Annotated in this window: 16 protein-coding genes; 4 read left to right on the top strand and 12 right to left on the bottom strand. The window is 64.1% G+C overall.

All coding sequences use genetic code 11. The features are described 5' to 3' along the window. Positions 1-5 precede the first annotated feature (5 nt). The 4 genes from C9E81_RS02055 to C9E81_RS02040 form a co-directional block, all read right to left on the bottom strand. Positions 6-1,322, bottom strand: a complete 1,317-nt coding sequence (locus C9E81_RS02055) for a TRAP transporter large permease (protein WP_243698503.1) — start codon at positions 1,320-1,322, stop codon at positions 6-8. A gap of 8 nt (positions 1,323-1,330) precedes the next feature. Further along, positions 1,331-1,903 carry a TRAP transporter small permease subunit gene (locus C9E81_RS02050; RefSeq protein WP_122110645.1) on the bottom strand — a complete coding sequence of 191 codons (573 nt, stop codon included), beginning with the start codon at positions 1,901-1,903 and terminating at the stop codon, positions 1,331-1,333. A 59-nt stretch (positions 1,904-1,962) separates the two neighbouring features. Then, positions 1,963-2,973, bottom strand: a complete 1,011-nt coding sequence (locus tag C9E81_RS02045; protein WP_122110644.1) for a TRAP transporter substrate-binding protein — start codon at positions 2,971-2,973, stop codon at positions 1,963-1,965. Positions 2,974-3,061: 88 nt separating this feature from the next. After that, positions 3,062-3,856, bottom strand: coding sequence for a GntR family transcriptional regulator (locus C9E81_RS02040; RefSeq protein ID WP_122110643.1), 795 nt, complete (start codon positions 3,854-3,856; stop codon positions 3,062-3,064). A gap of 106 nt (positions 3,857-3,962) precedes the next feature. Here C9E81_RS02040 and C9E81_RS02035 point away from each other — a divergent pair, with 106 nt between their 5' ends. From C9E81_RS02035 to C9E81_RS02025, 3 genes are all read left to right on the top strand, one after another. Then, positions 3,963-5,162 carry a mandelate racemase/muconate lactonizing enzyme family protein gene (locus C9E81_RS02035; RefSeq protein ID WP_122110642.1) on the top strand — a complete coding sequence of 400 codons (1,200 nt, stop codon included), beginning with the start codon at positions 3,963-3,965 and terminating at the stop codon, positions 5,160-5,162. Between the two features lie 2 nt (positions 5,163-5,164). Beyond that, entirely contained in the window at positions 5,165-5,935 is a 771-nt protein-coding gene (locus C9E81_RS02030; protein ID WP_122110641.1) for an SDR family oxidoreductase, read from the top strand. A gap of 85 nt (positions 5,936-6,020) precedes the next feature. Continuing rightward, complete coding sequence (locus C9E81_RS02025; protein ID WP_122110640.1) at positions 6,021-6,995, top strand: siderophore-interacting protein; 975 nt, start codon at positions 6,021-6,023, stop codon at positions 6,993-6,995. A gap of 75 nt (positions 6,996-7,070) precedes the next feature. Here the strand turns inward: C9E81_RS02025 and C9E81_RS02020 are convergent, their stop codons facing one another. The 5 genes from C9E81_RS02020 to C9E81_RS02000 are packed head-to-tail and all read right to left on the bottom strand — an operon-like array spanning position 7,071 to position 14,520. Continuing rightward, entirely contained in the window at positions 7,071-8,771 is a 1,701-nt protein-coding gene (locus C9E81_RS02020; protein ID WP_122110639.1) for an ABC transporter ATP-binding protein, read from the bottom strand. A 10-nt stretch (positions 8,772-8,781) separates the two neighbouring features. Continuing rightward, on the bottom strand, positions 8,782-9,555 hold the full coding sequence (locus C9E81_RS02015) for an ABC transporter ATP-binding protein (RefSeq protein ID WP_122111121.1): 774 nt from the start codon (positions 9,553-9,555) through the stop codon (positions 8,782-8,784). Beyond that, the gene (fhuB, locus tag C9E81_RS02010) at positions 9,552-11,528 is read right to left on the bottom strand and encodes a Fe(3+)-hydroxamate ABC transporter permease FhuB (protein WP_122110638.1); all 1,977 of its coding nucleotides are present in this window, start codon (positions 11,526-11,528) and stop codon (positions 9,552-9,554) included. The genes C9E81_RS02015 and fhuB overlap by 4 nt, the downstream gene beginning before the upstream one ends. Beyond that, a complete protein-coding gene (locus C9E81_RS02005) occupies positions 11,525-12,433 on the bottom strand; it encodes an ABC transporter substrate-binding protein (RefSeq protein ID WP_122110637.1) in 909 nt (302 codons plus the stop codon). Before C9E81_RS02005 ends, fhuB begins: the two co-directional genes overlap by 4 nt. Next, positions 12,427-14,520: a TonB-dependent siderophore receptor gene (locus C9E81_RS02000; RefSeq protein WP_122110636.1), complete on the bottom strand. Its 2,094-nt coding sequence runs from the start codon at positions 14,518-14,520 to the stop codon at positions 12,427-12,429. Before C9E81_RS02000 ends, C9E81_RS02005 begins: the two co-directional genes overlap by 7 nt. Before the next feature lie 256 nt (positions 14,521-14,776). On the opposite strand from C9E81_RS02000, the gene C9E81_RS01995 reads away from it, so the two are divergent. After that, positions 14,777-16,204: an alkaline phosphatase D family protein gene (locus C9E81_RS01995; protein ID WP_243698458.1), complete on the top strand. Its 1,428-nt coding sequence runs from the start codon at positions 14,777-14,779 to the stop codon at positions 16,202-16,204. 51 nt (positions 16,205-16,255) lie between these two features. Here the strand turns inward: C9E81_RS01995 and C9E81_RS01990 are convergent, their stop codons facing one another. The 3 genes from C9E81_RS01990 to C9E81_RS01980 are packed head-to-tail and all read right to left on the bottom strand — an operon-like array spanning position 16,256 to position 18,569. After that, positions 16,256-17,131, bottom strand: coding sequence for an alpha/beta fold hydrolase (locus C9E81_RS01990; RefSeq protein ID WP_122110635.1), 876 nt, complete (start codon positions 17,129-17,131; stop codon positions 16,256-16,258). Beyond that, complete coding sequence (locus C9E81_RS01985) at positions 17,128-17,784, bottom strand: glutathione S-transferase family protein (protein WP_122110634.1); 657 nt, start codon at positions 17,782-17,784, stop codon at positions 17,128-17,130. Before C9E81_RS01985 ends, C9E81_RS01990 begins: the two co-directional genes overlap by 4 nt. Beyond that, entirely contained in the window at positions 17,784-18,569 is a 786-nt protein-coding gene (locus C9E81_RS01980; protein WP_122110633.1) for a VOC family protein, read from the bottom strand. Before C9E81_RS01980 ends, C9E81_RS01985 begins: the two co-directional genes overlap by 1 nt. Between the last annotated feature and the right edge of the window lie 6 nt (positions 18,570-18,575).

Here is an 18,575-nt window from a genome sequence, read left to right as displayed (position 1 = left end):
GAGGTTCAGCGGCCGGTAATGCCGGGGAAGGCGATCAGCAATCCCACCGCCAATATCTGCAGCGCGATGAATGGCAGCAAGGAGCGAAAGATCACACCGAGCGTGATATCGGGCGGTGCCACCGATTTCAGGTAGAAGGCGGCGGGGCCGAAAGGCGGTGACAGGAAGCTGACCTGCATGTTCATGCAGAACAGCACTCCGAACCAGACCGGGTCCATGCCGAGTTCGGTGATGATCGGCACGAAGATCGGCATGGTGAGCAGGGCGATGCCGACCCAGTCAAGGAAAGCGCCGAGGAAAAACAGGATCAGCATCATCACCAGCACGATCACCGTCGGGTTGTCCGATATGCCGGTGATCATGCCCGAGACGAAATCGACTCCGCCCATCAGGTTGTAGACACCAACGATCGCCGTCGCGCCGATGCCGATCCAGACGATCATGCCGACGGTCGCCAGCGTCTGCATCGCCGCGCCCCGCAACAGTTCGTAAGAGAACTCCCCCCGCAGGACGGTGGACAATAGCACACCTCCGACACCGATGGCCGAAGCTTCGGTCACCGAGGCGATGCCGCCATAGATCGAGCCCAGCACCATGAAGACGACCAGGATCGGCAGCGCCAGTCCCTTCAGCAGCCGCAGCTTTTCCTCGCGCGGGACCGGGGTGGGGTCGATATCGGGCACCGCGCCGGGTGTCAGGTAAGCGCGGGCAAGGATATAGATGCAATAGAACATCGCCAGCATGAAGCCCGGCAGGAAGGAGGCGGTGAACAACTCTCCGATCGAGACATTGGCGGTCAGGCCATAGATGATCAGCACGATGGAAGGCGGGATCATGGTGCCGAGAGAGCCGCCCGCGCAGACCACACCGATGGCGAGGTTGCGGTCATAGCCGAGACGCAGCATCTGCGGCAGGGCCAGCAGGCCAAGCAGCACGATCTCCCCGCCGATGATGCCGGACATGGCGGCGAGGATGACCGAGACGAACACAGTCTGGATCGCCACGCTCCCGCGCACGCGGCCCGCGAACAGCTTCATCGCATCGAAGAGGTCGCGGGCGATTCCCGATCGGTCGAGGATCGCCGCCATCAGCACGAACATCGGCACCGAGACGAAGACGAAGTTCATCACGAATGAGTAGACGCGGCTGGTGATCAGCGGGATCGACATCGGTCCGAACCAGCCAAGAGCGAATATCAGCGCGACCAGCAGCGTCACGAAGGCCAGAGGCATGCCGGTCAGCAGCAGCGCGATCAGCATGCCGAACATCAGCACCGTGCCCCATTCGATGCCGAGCACTTGCAGATTGAAGCCAAGATCCATCATCGGCATTACCCTTTCGCCCGGCGGGCATAATTGACGGCGAGTATCAGGAACTGCAGGACCAGCAGGAGCATCACGATAAAGATGAATACCTTGATCAGTGCGGGCGTGGGCGGGCTCCACGCGCTGCCGGTGGTCTCCAGCCGGATCTCGCCGGAGGGGGCCCAGACAGCCCGCGTTACCATGTGCCAGGCCGCATAGGCGAAGAACGCCGAGGCGATGGCGCTCACGATAGATATGATCACGTTGAACACGCGCCGCGTGCCTTCGGGCAGCCAATCATAGATCAGCACGACCCGGATATGGCTGTTGCGGCTGGTGCAGTAGAGCCCGCCAAAGGTAAAGGCCAGTCCACACAGGAAAATCGTGGTTTCATGCGCCCAGATGGTCGGGCGGTTCAGAATGTAACGCAGGAACACCTCTGTCAGCAGAATGGCAGCGGCAATGACGATTCCGGCGGCGAAAATATAGGCGACGCGGTCCACCAGGCGGCCCATCAGCCCGGCCTCCGGAGCTAGATGGCCGGCGCCTTCGGTTATGGCGGCGAGGTCGATTTCGTCCTCGCGTTGATCCTCGGTCATGCGGTGATCCCCCTTGAAAAATGTGGCTGCCCCAGGCAGGTGGGGCAGCCTTGGCAGCCTTATTCCAGCATACCCTTTTCCTGCATGTAGGCGGTCAGAGTGTCGAAGACCTTCTGTGCCATGGGCGACTGGCTGGCGATCTTTTCCCATTCGGCCATGCCAAGCTTGCGGAACTTGGCGCGCTCTTCGTCGGACCAGTTATGAACGGTGATGTTCGGATCCGCCTCTGCCTCGGCCAGCGCCGCCTCGTCCGCCTCGCGATTGCCCTTGATCTGGGTCTGCTGGAATTCCTTCACGGTTTCTTCCAGCAGCGCTTTCATCTCGTCGGGAAGGGCGTCCCATTTCGCCTTGTTCATCGACACCTCCACCAGTGGCAGAGAGTGGAAGCCCGGATAGACCGGGTGCGGTGCGATCCCGTTCAGGCCCTGTTGCTGATTGACCGAAAACACCGAGTAGTCGGCGGCATCGACCACGCCCTTGTCCAGCGAGGTATAGACTTCGGATGAGGGCAGGTTGACGGGCGAGGCACCCGCAGCGGAAAAGACATTGGCGACCGGCCCCTCGGGCGCGCGCATCTTGACGCCTTTCAGGTCGTCCACCCCGTCCAGCGGAACCCGCGACACGAAGGCTTCCAGTCCCGGGGTGGAGACTCCGATGAAATGCAGGCCATAGCTGCCCAGCAGTTCCTGCATCAGTTCCTTGCCGCCGCCGTTTTCGACGAAGTCGATCATCTGCTCAGGATCGGACCACGCCCCGACCGGGTTCGAGATCAGGCCGAATGCCGGGTCCTTGCCCGCCCAGTAGGAACTGTCGCAGATCTGCCCGTCCAGGATTCCGGCGGCAACCGCATCCAGCGTTTCGTTATATTCGACGACCGAGCCGACCGGCAGGATCTCGATCGCGATCGCGCCTTCCGACTTCTCGGCGACCAGTTCGGCCCAGCCTTGCTGGAACTCGAAATTCGGGTTGCCGGCCGGGTCGGACGACTGGAACTTGAAGCTGTATTCCTGAGCCCCGGCAGTGCCGGCCATCAGGATCATGGCCGTCATGGCCGTTTGGATCAGTCTCATCTGGGTCCTCCCAAAAACAATCAGTTTTTTCCGATGGGTTCCAGGCATGCTGCGCCGGTTATCGGCGGGTCTCCATGCCGGTTGCGGGCTACATCGCCCGCCCTCCTTCACCTCCTTCGAGGCCGAAGCTTATATCCAGCAGTGCCGGATCGATATTCCGTTCAAGCCGGGTCAGCATGGCGATGCCGAACTCGACCAGTTCGTCGGACATGGCGCGGGCGCGGGACACGTCGCCTTCCAGCACCGCGCGCATGATGGCCAGATGGTGGCCGACCGTTTCGTCCAGCCCCTGCTGACCGCTGACATGGCTGATATCCAGATAACCGGTGCGCCGGCCCAATGCCTTCAGCGGGCGCAGGCTGCGTTCAAGGAAACGTTCGCGCGAGGCCTGGATCATCAGCATGTCGAAAGCCTTGTCGAGCACGTTGAATTGGTCAAGCGTGATTGTGGGGCGTTCTGCCTCAAGCCGCCGCATGATGTGGGACAGCCGGGCGCGCTCGTTTCCCTCCATTCCCGCGATGGCGGTGGTGCAGACGAAACGGTCCATGTCGCGGCGCAGATCGGCAAGACGCCTTTCCCGCTCCAGGTCGATGGGGGCGATGCGCAGCCCGTTGCGCGGTTGAACATCCAGCAGCGTTTCGGCAGCAAGGCGGCGCACGGCCTGGTGCACGGGGGTGCGCCCCAGCCCGGTGAGGCGTTGCAAATCCTGCGTGCGCAGTGTCGCCCCCGGCGCCAGTTTCATCGAGATAAACAATTCCTCGATCCGCTCATAGGCGGCGCTGGTCAGATCGCCCGCCGGCGGAATCGCCACGGCATCGGCGCGCTCGACCGGGGGCTTTGCTGCCTCGTCTGGTCCTGCCGATGTTTTGGCTTGCGGCGGCATCTGCTCTCCCTTATTGATGTTTTCTGATATTTCACGGCATATCGTAAAAGTCAATGCGATTCGTGCCATTGCCGTGTGACGCCAGAGGACCAGAGGAGGAGACAGGATGAAAATCACGGCGATAGAGACACTGCGGACCGAAGAGTTCTCGAATGTCCTGTGGGTCCGGCTGCACAGTGACGAGGGCAGCATCGGGCTGGGCGAGACCTTCTACGGTGCCGAGGCCGTCGAGGCGCATATCCACAACACGCTGGCCGGACGGCTTCTAGGGCGCGACCCCACACGGATCGAGGCATTGAACCGGGCGATGACCGACCTGCCGATGGCGCAAAGCTCGACCGGGGTGGAATACCGCGCGGCCTCTGCCATCGATATCGCGCTGTGGGATCTGTTCGGCAAGATATGCGGTCAGCCGGTCCATAACCTGCTGGGCGGGCTGAATTGCGACAAGCTGCGCATCTATAACACCTGCGCGGGTTACGGCTATGTGCGCAGCAACAATATCCGCCCCGTTGACACCTGGAATATCGGCGATGCCGAGGGGCCGTATGAAGACCTGAACGCCTTCATGACCGATGCCGGCGCGCTGGCCGAGAACCTGCTGGAAAGCGGCATCACCGGAATGAAGATCTGGCCTTTCGATCCGCCCGCGCAGGAAAATCGCGGCATGTATATTACAGCCGAGCAGATGCGCACCGCGCTGGACCCCTTCGAGAAAATCCGCAAGCGCGTCGGCGACAAGATGGATATCATGGTAGAGTTTCATTCGCTGTGGAACCTGCCCGCTGCCAAGCAGATCGCCCGCGCGCTGGAGCCCTACAACCCGTTCTGGTTCGAGGATCCGATCCGCATGAATTCACCGCAGGCGCTGGCGGAATACGCGGATGCGACCGATGTCTGGGTCTGTGCCAGCGAAACCCTCGGCTCGCGCTTTCCCTACAAGGATATGCTGGATCGCGGCGCCACCCATATCGCGATGGTCGATCTGTGCTGGACCGGCGGATTGACCGAAGGGCGCAAGATTGCCGCGCTCGCCGACACTTATCATCGCCCCTTCGCGCCGCATGACTGCACCGGTCCGGTCGGGTTCGTGGCCGCCATCCATGCCTCGTTCAGCCAGCCCAACACGCTGATCCAGGAAAGCGTCCGGGCCTTCTATGACGGCTGGTATCGCGAGCTTGTCACCGAGATGCCGGTGATTCGCGACGGTCACGCCCTGCCGATGGAGGGGCCGGGCCTCGGCACCGACCTGCTGCCCGCCGTGTTCGAGCGCAGCGACCTGACCACCCGCAAAACGGAGCTTTGACCATGACCGCAAACAAGCTTTTCGACCTTACCGGGCGCACAGCGCTGATCACCGGCTCGACCCGTGGGTTGGGCCGCGCCATCGCCGAGGGCATGGGACAGGCGGGCGCGGCCCTTATCGTCAATGGCCGCAATCCGCAGGCGACCGAGGCGGCGGCGCAGGAATTGTGCGATGCGGGGCTGAGCGCCCGTGCCGCGCCATTCGACGTTACCGACGAGGCTGCAGTCGAGGCGGTTTTCCGAGAACTGGATGCCGAAGGGGTCGAGGTCGATATCCTGGTGAACAACGCGGGCATACAGCATCGCCAGCCGATGGTCGAACTGAGTCTCTCCGACTGGCAACGCGTGATCGACACCAACCTGACCAGCGCCTTCCTGCTGGGGCGCGAGGCGGCGCGGCGGATGATCCCGCGCAACCGGGGCAAGATCATCAATATCGGCTCGCTGACCAGCGATCTGGCACGGGCGACTGTCACGCCCTACACGGTGGCCAAGGGCGGGATCAAGATGCTGACAAAGGGCATGGCCGCCGAATGGAGTGCGCATGGCATCCAGGCCAATGCCATCGGGCCGGGCTACATGCTGACGGATATGAACGAGGCGCTGGTCTCGAACCCGGAGTTCGACGCATGGGTCAAGGGACGCACCCCGGCGGGACGTTGGGGACGCCCCGACGAGCTGGTCGGCACCGCGATCTACCTGGCCTCGGATGCCTCGAATTATGTCAGCGGGCAGTTGATCTTCGTCGATGGCGGGATGATCTCGGTCTTGTAAGGCGTCATCGGTAAAGGTGTATTGCCGATAAAAACAGTTTGATATAGCGTCGCCCGCGAAACGCCCATCGGGCAGGAGAGGCAGCGTGTCCCATATCAGACATCACCGGAGCACCGGGATCATACCGCAAGCCTCGGGCGCGGCCGTGGCGGCGCTCAAGGCGCGGGCAGCGGCATGGGAAGTGCCGCTAGTCGAGACGCCCGATCAGCTCAGCATGTTCGTTTGGGATTGCGAGCTGCGACTGAAGATCGAAGCGGACAGCCTTCGGATCGATCTGAGCGGCCCCGAGGCGCGGCTGATCGGCATCCTGCGCGACAGCGCGACCGAGCTGTTCGCCGAAGTCGGGTTGAGCGCGAAATGGGATCAGCTTGATGTCGGCGCGCTTGCCCCCGGCCTGTCGCTGATGCGGGTCGAGGCCGTCACTTCGTTGACGCCCGGCTTCATCCGTGTGCGGCTATCGGGTTCCGATGCGCCGAGATTCGGTGAAAGAAGCCTGCATTTCCGCCTGCTGTTGCCTCCGGCGGGCCGCACCCCCGTCTGGCCCCGGATCGCGGAGACCGGGCGCACCGCATGGCCCGAAGGCGAGGATGCGCTGCATCGCCCGGTCTATACGGTTGCCGCGCAATCCGGGAACTGGATCGATTTCGACATCTTCCGGCACGAGAACAGCCCGACCTGCGATTGGGCCATGTCGAATCCGGCCGGGCAGGAGGTCGGCATTCTCGGTCCCGGCGGCGGCTGGTGCCCCGAAGCCGATCGCCTGTGGCTGTTCGGCGACGAAACCGCCTTGCCCGCGATCGCCCGGATGCTGGACCTCGCCCGGGGACAGGTGTGCGCGGCCCTTTGCGTTCGACCCGAGGACATGGGGGCATTGGCTGGCGATGCCCGCGTGGACAGGGTGGATGATCTGCTGGCGGCGCTGTCCGGTTTGCCGGAACCGGGAGAGGGAGACTTCGTCTGGTTCGCCGGTCCTGCGGAACAGGCCCGTGCCGCGCGCAAGCATCTGTTGTCGCTTGGCATGGCGAAGAAGGATTTCATGTCAGCGGCCTATTGGGGCTGAGGCGGAGGGGGCGCTGCCCCCATCCGGCTATGCCGGATTCCCCCGAGGTATTTCGGCAAAGAAGAAGGCGCGCGTTCAGGCCGCGAGCGCGGCATAGATGCCGCCTTGCGCGATCAGTTCGGCATGTGTGCCGATCTCGGCGATGCGGCCTTCCTTCATTACCACGATACGGTCGGCATTGCGGATCGTGCCGAGGCGATGGGCGATGACGAGCGTCGTGCGTCCGACCGCCAATGCGTCCAGGGCGGACTGGATTTCGCGCTCGGTCTGGCTGTCCAATGCGCTGGTGGCCTCGTCAAGGATCAGGATCGGCGGGTTCTTCAGGAAGGCCCGGGCGATGGCGACACGCTGTTTCTGGCCGCCGGACAGCATCACGCCGCGCTCTCCGACGATGGTCTCCAACCCCTCGGGCAGGGTTTCGATCAGCGAAGTCAGTTGCGCCTGCCGGGCGGCATCGCGGATTTCCTGCTCCGAGGCGTTCAGGCGGCCATAGGCGATATTCTCGCGCAGCGTGCCGCCAAAGAGGAACACGTCCTGGCTGACCAGCCCGATCTGGCGGCGCAGCCCGGTCAGGCGCATTTGCGGCAATTCGAGGCCGTCGATGAAGATCCGCCCCTCGGTCGGGTCGTAGAAGCGGGGCAGGAGCGCCAGCAAGGTCGTCTTGCCCGCGCCCGACGGGCCGACGAAGGCGACGGTTTCACCGGCACGGATCGTGAGGTCGATATCTTGCAGGATCGGGCGGCCTTCGTCATAGGCGAAGCCGATCCTGTCGAAGCGGATATCGCCTTTCAGGGCGGGCGCTTCGACGGCATCCGGCGCATCGGCGATTTCGGGTTCGGTCGCCAGCAATTCCTGGTAGCGGCGAAAGCCCGCGATGCCACGGGGATAGGTCTCGATCACGGCGGCGATCTTTTCCAGCGGGCGGTAGAATACCCCGACCAGCAGCAGGAAGCCCACGAAACCGCCGGTGCTGAGATCGCCCGACAGGACGAACCCCGCGCCCAGCACCATCACCACGACCTGCACCAGCCGCAGCCCGATATATTGCAGCGCCGACGAGGCGGCCATGACGCGATAGGCGTCCAGCTTGGCCTGCCGGTAACGGGCGTTGTCGCCTGCGAAAAGATGGCTTTCATGCGCCTCGTTGCCGAATGCCTGCACCACCCGGACGCCTCCGAGAGCCTCTTCCAGGCGGACGTTGAAATCGCCGACACGGGAATAGATCGCCCGCCATGTCCGGGTCATGCGACCGCCATAGACGATCACCAGCGCCAGCATCGCGGGCACGATCAGCGCCACGACCAGGGCCAGTTGCGGATGGATCCAGAACATCAGCAGGAAGGCGCCGACAAAGGTCATGATCGCGATGAAGGCGTCTTCGGGGCCGTGATGGGCGACCTCGCCGATCTCTTCCAGGTCGCGGGTGACGCGGGCGACCAGCTTGCCGGTCCGGGCGCGGTCATACCAGCGCCATGACAGCCGGGTCAGATGGTCGAAGGCGCGGGCGCGCATCTCGGTCTCGATATTGATGCCCAGCTTGTGACCCCAATAGATGACCACGGTCAGCAAACCGGCATTGATCGCGTAGAGCAGCAGCAGTCCCGCCGCCGCGGCTAGCGTCAGCGCCCAATCGCCGCGTGGCAGCAACACGTCAATGAAGCCGGTGATTGCCAGTGGGAAGGCGAGTTCAAGCAGGCCCGACAGGACCGCGCAGCCGAAATCCAGCCAGAACAGGCCGAGCCAAGGGCGATAATAGGAAAAGAATTCGCGCAGCATCTGGTTTCTTTCAGGCGGGGATCGCGACGGGCTGGCCGTCGGGTCGGGTCAGCACCTGCATAGGCAAGCCGTAGATTGCCTGCAATGCCTCGGGTCGCATCAGATCCGCCGGGCTGCCCTGCATCGCCAGTCGGCCGCCCTTGAGCGCGACGATATGGTCGCAGAAGCGAGCGGCCATGTTGACCTCGTGCAGCACGATCACGGCGCTGCGGTTCTGGGCGTGGCACATGCGGCGGACCAGCGCCAGCACCTCGACCTGATGGGCGATGTCGAGTGCCGAGATGGGCTCGTCCAGCAGCAGGGTGCCCGCCTCTTGCGCGATCATCATGGCGAGCCATGCGCGCTGCCTCTCGCCCCCGGACAGGGTGTCGACCAGCCGGTCTGCGAAATCCGCCACGCCACATTCCTGCAACGCCCTTGCGACGGCGGCGTGATCGGCCGGGCCAAAGCGGCCAAGCGCGCCATGCCACGGATAACGGCCAAGCGCGACCAGTTCCCGCACGGTCATGCCTTCGGCAGGCGGGGTGGTCTGGGGCAGGAAGGCCAGCCGTCTTGCATAATCGCGGGAGGCCCAGTCCCTCAGTTCGCGCTGCTCGAAGGTAATGCGACCCGTGGCGGGAATCTGCCGGGCCAGCACCTTGAGCAGGGTCGATTTGCCCGAGCCGTTATGTCCGATCAGTGCGATCACCTGTCCGGCGGGCAGCAGCAAGGTGATATCGTCCAGCAGTCGGCGGGTGGGGACCTCCACGGTCATGTTCTCGATTCCGAACAGCGTATCGGTCATGTTCTCGACCTCGTCATCAGCCAGATCAGCCATGGCGCTCCGATCAGGGAGGCGAACAGGCCAAGCGGCAGTTCATAGGGAAATCCGGCCATCCGGGCGCCGAAATCGGCGGTCAGCATCAGGATCGCGCCGATCAACGCCGCACCGGTAACATGATCCGCGGCGCGGGCCAGTCCGATCCGGCGGGCCAGATGCGGGGCCATCAGCCCGACAAAGCTGAGCGGACCGACCAGCATCGTTGCCGCGCCCGTGGCGATGCCAGCCAGACCGATCAGCGACAATCGCGCAAGCCGCAGCGGCAGGCCAAGCCCACCAGCGACGCCGGCGCCAAGCGGCAGGGTTGCCAGCCAGCGCCGCATCGCCATCGCGATGCCCCAAACGGCCAACGCCAGCGCCAGCAGCGGCAATGCCCCACTCATGCCGATGGCCGAGGAGGAACCGCTCAGCCAGGCGAGGATCATCCATGCCTGCGGGCTGCCCGTCGCCATGATCGCCAGCAACACCGACGATGCCAGGGCCGAGACCGCGATTCCGGCCAGCAAGACCCGCTCGGCGGGCATGTCGCGATGGCTTACGAAAGCGGCGACCAGTGCAAGCGACAAAGCCGCGCCGGTCATGGCCCCGGTGCTGAGCGCCGCCGCCGTCGGGGCGGTCAGCGCGAAGGCGATGGCGGCATATCCCAGTGAGGCGCCTCCGGACACGCCCAGCACTTCGGGCGAGGCGAGCGGGTTCGCCGTCAGCCGTTGCAGCAACGCTCCGGCCAGCGCCAGCGCCGCGCCCGCCGAGGCGGCGGCGATCAGGCGTGGCAGGCGCAGGGGCAGGAAGGCGTTGAAACTGGCCCAGTCCAGCACCGTCCATCCGCCCGGCACACGCCCGATCCAGACCAGCACCAGCGCGGCGGCGATCAGCAGCATCAACAGTCCAAGCAGCACATGACGGGGGCGGGCGAGATGGGGGGCGGGGCCTTCGGCGCGCTCGGTTCCCGGCGGGGTGGAGCCGCGCAGGCGTGGCAGCAGCCATATCAGCAGCGGTCCGCCGATCAGCCCGGTCAGGGCGCCGGTCGGGAACATCTCTCCGGTCGCGCCCGCCACGGTCAGAACCAGCCCGTCGCAGACCGACAGGATCAGGGCGCCGACCAGCGGCGACAGGGCAAGCAGCGGCCCGATCCCGCGTGCACCCATCGTCCGCACCAATGCCGGAGCGGCAAGGCCTACGAAGGCGATCAGCCCCAGCTCGGCCGAGACGCAGGCCGCGATCCACACCGCAAGCGCTGCCGCTGCCAGCCGCACCAGCGCGACATTCATCCCCAGCCCCGCAGCCCCCTCGGCGCCAAGCGACAGCACCCGTAGCGGACGTGCCAGCAACGCTGCACCAAGACCGCCAAGCACAAGAACCAACGCCAGCGACCGCACGCCCGACCAGTCCTGCTGGACCAGTGCGCCGCCGTTCCAGATCACCAGCGACAGCAGATATTGCCCCTGTGCAAGGGTGACGGCGGTTGCGATGGCGCTGGCGGTCATCCCCACGAGCATCCCGGCAATGACCATCGTGACGGGGGCAAAGGCCCGTTGCGCGCCGATCAGCAGGACCAGCCCGGCGGCCAGCCCCGCCCCGGTCATGGCGACGGGCCAGCGCCCGGCCTCCAGCAGACCGGGGGCGATGATTGTTGCCAGAACCAGCGTCAACTGCGCCCCGGACGAGATGCCCAGCGTGGTCGGATCCGCCACCGGGTTGCGCAGCACCGCCTGCAGGATCGCCCCCGACAACCCGAGCGCCGCCCCGGCCAGCAGCGCGATCACCCCGCGCGGCATCAGGCCGAATGCCAGCAGGATCTGCTGAAGGCTCATCCCGTCGGGCCGGAAGGGCAGGGCGGGCCAGTCCGCCAGCGGCAACAGCCTGATGGCCGCCAGCCACCACAGGCCGAATGCCAGCAGCACCGCAAGCGGCAGCCATATGCGGATGCTCCGGCTCATATGCCGGGTGCCGGTCCGTCGCGAAATGCCTGCTCCAACTGCCGGGCAAAGCGCAATGCTGACGGAATCCCGCCAAAGGCGTTCATATCGGGCAGCCGGTAAAGCCTCCTCTGACTGACCGGCGACAGGGCCTCCCACAATACGCTGCGCGACAGCCCCCGCTGCGCTTCGGCGGGGATTTTTCCGATGATGACCAGCCGCGCCTCGGGCATCGTTGCCAGCCGCTCGATGGGCACCGGGGCCATGAAGCTGAACTTCGTTCCCTCGCTCCAGGCATTGCGCAGGCCAAGCCGCGCCAGCGTGCTGCCGAACAGGCTGTCGAAGCCGAAGGCGCGCAGATGCCGGGCATCGCCGATATTGACCAGGCAGACAGGCCGGTCGGTGAACCCGGCCAGCTCCTTCGCGTGACGGTCGAGCGTGGCTTCGGCCTCGCGCCGGGCCTGCTTGCCTGCCTGCGGATCGTCCACTGCTTCGGCGAGCGCCTCCAGCGCCGCCAAGGCCTTGGGCAGGGGCGCTTCGCCGGGGGTATAAAAAGGCAGGGACAGAACCGGCGCCAGAGCCTTCAGCCGTTCCTCGTAATGGGTGTAATAGGGCGAACTCAGGATCAGGTCGGGGCGGGTGAGCTGCAGCAGCTCGTAATTCGGCGACCCGCGCAGGCCCAGATCGACGACATCATCGGGGACCACCGGCTCGACCGCATCGGCGCGAAAGCGGATCAGCTCGCAGGCCGCGACCGGCATATGCCCGATGGCGATGGCGGTTTCCAGCATTGCCCAATCGATTGCGGCGAGCCGGGGGCGCACCGACGCCGCCCGCAAAGGCAGGCCCGCCGCCAGCATCATGCCGGCGGCGGTCAGGAAGGTGCGACGGTCAGGCCACAGGGACACGGCCCGGCCTGTTACCACTTGTAGCTGACCTTGGCGGTCACGGTGCGGCCTTCGCCATAAGAGCAATAGGAAAAGCCGCAGCTTGCCACATAGGTTTCGTCGGTGAGGTTGCTGACGTTCAGCGAAGTCTCGATATTGCCACGGGTATAGCTTGCCGCGAGATCGACCAGCGTGACGTCGCCCAGTTCAACCGTATTCGCGGTGTCGGTGAAACGCGAACCGATATAGCGCAGACCACCGCCGACGCGCCAGCCGTTGCCGAAATCGCGGTCGAGCCAGATGCTGGCCAGATGCCGGGGCGCATTTACCATGGCATTGCCATTGGTGGCTTCGCCTTTGGCGACCTGTTCGGTCTTGTTGTAGGCATAGCCGGCGCGCAGGTCCCAGCCATCTGCGATCTCGGCTGTGGCCTCCAGTTCGAAGCCGCGGGATTTCACCTCGCCGATCTGCTGATAGCGAGTCGGGGTGGTGTCCGGGATGGCGTATTTCACGTTGGTCTGGCGCAGATCATAGACCGAGGCCGTAATCAGGCCGTCAAATGCGGTCGGCTGATACTTGACGCCGATTTCCCACTGCCTGCCTTCGGTGGGCTTCAGCATGTCCTCGTTGATGTCGAGCCCGGTTTCCGGATCATAGGACGTCGCATAGCTGACATAGGGCATCACGCCATTCGCAAAGACATAGGACAGCCCGGCGCGGCCGGTCAGCTTGTTATCCTTGAACTCGGCGGGATTGCCATATTGGCTGCCGGTCTGTTCGACCCAATCATAGCGAAGGCCGAAGGAACCACGCCAGTTGTTGTAGGCAATCTCGTCCTGCACATACAGTCCGACCTGCTTGAATGTGATGCTTCCGGCGCTCGGTTCTCCGGTGAAGACCGGATCCGGGCCGTAATAGTCCGGGTCGCGCCAGTTCAGATCCGGAGCGGAGCCGAAATGGCTGCTCTCGTCGGCTTCATATTTCAGCACGTCCACGCCAACCAGGATCTGGTGGGTCGCCTGCCCTGTCACCACCTCGCCGGACAGGCGGGTGTCCAGGCTGATGGCGTCGCTTTCCTCGATCTGGTGGCTTGAGCCGCGAGTGAATACGTCGGGATTGCCCTCGACCATGTCTCTGGCATAGGTGCCCTTGTATTCCCAATCGAGTTTTTCGTAGCGGAAGCCCTGGCTAAGCGTCCAGCCATTATCCAGTTCATGGCTGACTTCGACACCGAGATTCCACATCTTGCGGTCGCTGTCATCCCAGTTCTTCTGACCGGTATAAAGCTCGCGCAGATAGTCGTGATCGACATCGGGGTTCAGTGCCAGGGCGACCGGCACACCTGTGGGCGGAATGGGCGAGTCCTTCGTGTAGGATGCCAGAAAGTCGATCGTGGTCCCATCACCGGGATTCCAGCGAACCGCTCCGGCGAGATAACCCCGCTTGTTGGTCAGATCCTCGATCTGCGTGCTGTCGTCCCGGGCAATGCCGGTCAGGCGCCATGACAGAGCCTCCGAGGCGGTGCGGTTGACGTCAAAGAAAAGCTGTGCGCTCTGGTTGCTGTCGTAACCGATGCCAATCTCTCCGAAATCGGCTGATTGCGCCCGTTTCTGTATTTGGTTGATGATCCCGGCGGGGGAACCGGCACCATACAGGGACGAGGATGGACCACGCAGAACCTCGACCTGCTGCATTCCATAGGTTTCATAGGACAGTGCACCGAAATAACGGAACTGCCGAAGCCCGTTCACATATTGCGCGCTCTCGGCCGAGAAACCCCGGAATGTGGGGTTGTTGAAACGGGCGTCCGCGCCAAAGGGCTGGCCCAGCACACCCGAGGTGTATGACAGGGCTTGCCCGAGATTCTCGGCTCCCTGATCCCTGATCTGCTGGTTGGTCACGACCGAGAGGCTTTGCTGGGTTTCCGCCAGCGGCGTGTCGGATTTCGTCGCGATCTGCGCATGGTTGGCGACGTAGCCCTCCGGGGCCGCTGTCGTATCGGTGGTTGCCGTCAGGACGATCGGATCCAGGACGATGACGTTCTGATCGTCTTGCGCCACCGCCGCCGTGGCAAGGGCGATCGTGCTGACACCGGCAAGGCGGAGGGTGCGGAAACTGGGATACATGCGGAACCTGCCTGAAGGGAATATGATGATGTGGCTACAAATCGACTAAAACAGTAAGGAATGTCAAACCAATCGGCCCGATTTTCCCGGATTATCGCTGCGATAGACAGGAATTGTGACTGAATCGTCACGGATATTACAATGATGACCGCTATCCGGGGGCGGCATCAAGGATAGGTTATCTCGCCCCATAAGGTCTCGACATGGCGAAGAACCCGCCTATCTGTTGCGGGATCGGGACAGGGAAGGCCAGTTCGTGACAATTGCCAATCAAGGAGGGGCGCTCGGTCCCGCATTGTATTTCCGCAGCCATGTAGACGGGGTCACGCGATTGGCCGCCCTTGTCGCACGACCCGACGCGGCGGGCGAGCCGGGAGAATTGCGGGCCGGGGATGCGCGGATCGCCCCTGCAAGACTGGCCCGGGTGGCAGATCTGTCGGTATGGCGATACGATTTCCGGCTTGGTCCCGATGACCTCGGCTATGAGTTCGAAGGGCGTTTTCATTCCGTCAATACCGATGTGACTGGCGACATGCGTATCGCCTTCGTCTCCTGCAATGGCGAGGAGGAGGGGGATCTCGATCGCGATATGGCCGAGCGTAACGCCATGTGGGCGCGCCTTGCCGCGCAGCACGAGGCGGCACCGTTCGCATTGATGCTGCAGGGCGGCGATCAGATTTATGCCGACGAGGTGACAAAGGGCCATCCGCTCAGCAACGACTGGCCGGATCGGGCGCCGCCCGATGCCTCGCCCGCAGAGATCGAGGAGCTGCGTCAATACCTGCGCCAAGGCTTTGCCCGGCGCTATCTTGGCGTCATGACTGCGCCGGAATATGCCCGGCTGTCTGCGACGGTTCCCAGCCTTTCGGTCTGGGACGATCACGACATCTGCGATGGCTGGGGTTCACTCAAGGACAACCGCACGCATTCGGCTGTCGGGCAGGCGCTGTTCCAGGCCGCGCGAGAAATGTATCTGTTGTTTCAGCACGCCGCGACCGAAGAGGATATCCCGGATCTTTTCATGGATCCGCAAGGCACCAGTCTGGGCTGGTGGAAAACCCTGCCGGATCTGACCATCGTCGCACCCGACCTGCGCTCGGAGCGTTCGCGCCACCGGATCATCGGAGAGGCGGGCTGGCACGCCCTGCGCCGGATTCAGCCGGTCGAGGGCCAGATCCTGCTGGTTTCCAGCGTGCCGCTGCTTGGACCCCGGTTGTCGCTGGTGGAAATGCTGATGATGGCGATCCCCCGGATGCAGCATTACGAGGACGATCTGCGCGACCAGTGGCAAAGCCGTTCCCACCGTGCCGAATGGCGCGAGATGCTGCGCGAGGTGTTGCGGATGCGCAGGGCGGGGCCGCTGACCGCGATCTCGGGAGAGATCCATCTGGCGACGCGGGCCGAGATGGGCGCAGGTGCCGACCATGTCCACCAACTGGTTGCCTCGGGGATCTCGCACCGTGCCCCGCCCAAGGGTTATGCACGCGGATTGGGCTGGTTGGCGGGGCTTGGCGAGGCGCCGCTGCCCGAACATCCTATCCGCATCCTGCCGTTGCCGGGGCAGAACCAGCGCTATATCGCCGAGCGGAACTTCCTGGTGCTGGAACGGAGGGACGGAGCGTGGCAGGCCATCTGGCATCTGGAGGAAAGCGGGCCGACGCCGCCTCTGCCATTGTCCGGCTGACCCAGGCCCCGCACCCCACGAAGCTTCCCGTAGTGCTGCACACGGGATCCATTACGGGGCGGAGGTTGTTTCCGGTTGCTCTTCCTCGGCGGTCTCCATCCGCCGGATCAGCAGATCGGGCAGGGCGGGGGCATCGAGTATCGTCATATGCGTGGTGTCGGGCAGAACCGTCAGCCAGGCATCGGGGATGGTTTCCGCAAGCTGGACCGCATGGGCGGGGCGGATGAAGTCGCGATCCCCGATGGCGATCATCACCGGCACCGGGATTGCGGCCAGTTCCTCGTCGCTCCATCCCCAGTCAGAGGCCAGCAAGGCCCCCAGTTTCTTCATCAGCGGGACCATCGCACCGGACCCGCCGGGGTTCTGCTCCTCGAAGCCACGGCGCATTTCAAGGAAATCCTTGGGCGAGGGCAGAAGTTCCACCAGTTCGGGCGAGGGGGGGTGATCGGGGTTGCGGTTCATCTCGACCAGTTCGGGCAGCATGCCTCCGTTGTTCTGGCTGGCCGAGATCGCGGTCAGCGAGGCGACACGCTCAGGCGCGTTCACCGCCAGTTCGAGTCCCAGCATGCCGCCAAGCGAAAAGCCGATGACATGGGCTTTGTCCACCTGCAATGCGTCCAGCACGCCGATCGTGTCGGCGCGCATCGTCTCCAGCGTGACCGGTCCCTCGTGATCGGCGGTGTGGCCATGGCCCTGCTGGTCGATGCCGATCACCGGGCGGTCCTGAGACAGGGCCGGGATCAGGTCGGCCCATGCCAGTTCGGTATTCATCATCCCGCCATGCAGCAACAGCACCGGCGTCTGTTCCGCGGTCAGGTCGCCGTGAACCTCGTACCAGACCTCGTGCCCGTCCACATTCGCGGTTTCACCCAGGGCATGCAGCGGCAGCACGATGAGCGCCGCCGCGACCGTCAGATGCAGCTTCATGCCGATGCTGCCGCCTTTTTCGCATCGGCGGCATGCCAATGGGCCATGTGATCGGCCATGGCGCGGCCGAAAGCGGGGCGGGCGGTGGCGCGTTCCAGATATGCGGCGAGTTTCGGCAGATCGTCCAGCAGCCCGTTTGCTGCCGGCGCGCGCAGGACATCTGCCATGAACAGGTCGGCGACGGTGAACTCGCTGCCCGCCAGCCAGTCGCGATCCGCCAGCGCGTCCTGCAGCATGGACAGTCTGCCGCGCAGGGATTTCTCGAAGCGGGCGGCGGCGGCCTCGTCCTTGTCGAAGAAGCTGGCGGTGGACCATTGCATCGCATAGGGCTCGACACTGTTCAGCGCGGCGATCAGCCATTGCCGGGCGAGGGCGCCCTCCTTGCCGTCCGGCATCAGCGGGGTTCCCTCGGCCAGGTGCAGCAAGATCGCGCCGCTTTCAAACAGCGACAGGTCGCCATCCCTCAGCATCGGCACCTGCCCAAAGGGCTGCCGGGCGAAATGCTCGGGGATTCTGTCCTGCACCGGGACCGTGTCCACCTCATAGGGTCGTCCGATTTCCTCGAGCGCCCAACGGATGCGGATATCGCGCACATAGCCATGCGCGAATTCGGGAACCCAGTCAAAGGTAGTAACGGTGACTTTGGTTGGCATCAGCTTGTCTCCTTTGGTCCGACGACGGCGAAATGCGCGCCTTGCGGGTCCTGCGCGATAGCGATGAAAGCGCCGCCGGGAACCTCCTGCGGACCGTGCAGGACATTGCCGCCATGCGTCTTGATACGGTCCATGGCCGGGGAGACACCGTTCACGCCGAAATAGGGCATCCAGCAGGGGACCGGGGCATCACCCAACCCCATCATCCCGCCGATATCCGTGCCGTCATGCGAGAAAAGCTGATAGGTGCCCATCTCGCCCATATCGATGGGTGTGGATTTTTGCCAGCCGAGCAGGTCGGAATAAAAGGTGAACCCGGCCTCGGGGTCGGTGCTCATCAGTTCGTTCCAGTTGCCGTGCCCCGCCTTTCCCTGATCGAAGGCGGCGCCGTCCTGTCCGTTTTCCATCGGTTCAAGCTGCATGATGCCGAAGGCGGCGCCCTGCGGATCGGCGGCAATGGCAAAGCGTCCGGTGCCGGGAATGTTTTCGGGCGGGCGGTGGATCGAACCGCCCGCGGCGCTGATATCGGCAGCCGCCTTGTCGGCGTCGTCAACGGCGAAATAGATCATCCAGAAGGGCGGCATTTCGCTGACATCCGGGGGCATCACCATCAGTCCCGCCACCATGTCGCCATTGGATTTGGCAAGGTGATAGTCGAACCCTTCCATCCCGGAATCCTCGACCTGCCAGCCGAGGATCTCGCGATAGAAACTCCCGGCGGCGGCGAGTTTGCCCTCGCCGGTCGCCAATTCGTACCAGCAAGGGCGTCCATGCTTGATCGTCATGATCCG

The sequence above is a fragment of the Paracoccus alkanivorans genome, from assembly GCF_003697785.1.
Classification (GTDB): Bacteria; Pseudomonadota; Alphaproteobacteria; order Rhodobacterales; family Rhodobacteraceae; genus Paracoccus; species Paracoccus alkanivorans.
The sequence above is the reverse complement of the archived record's forward strand: the minus strand, read 5'-3'. Positions and strand labels throughout refer to the sequence as shown.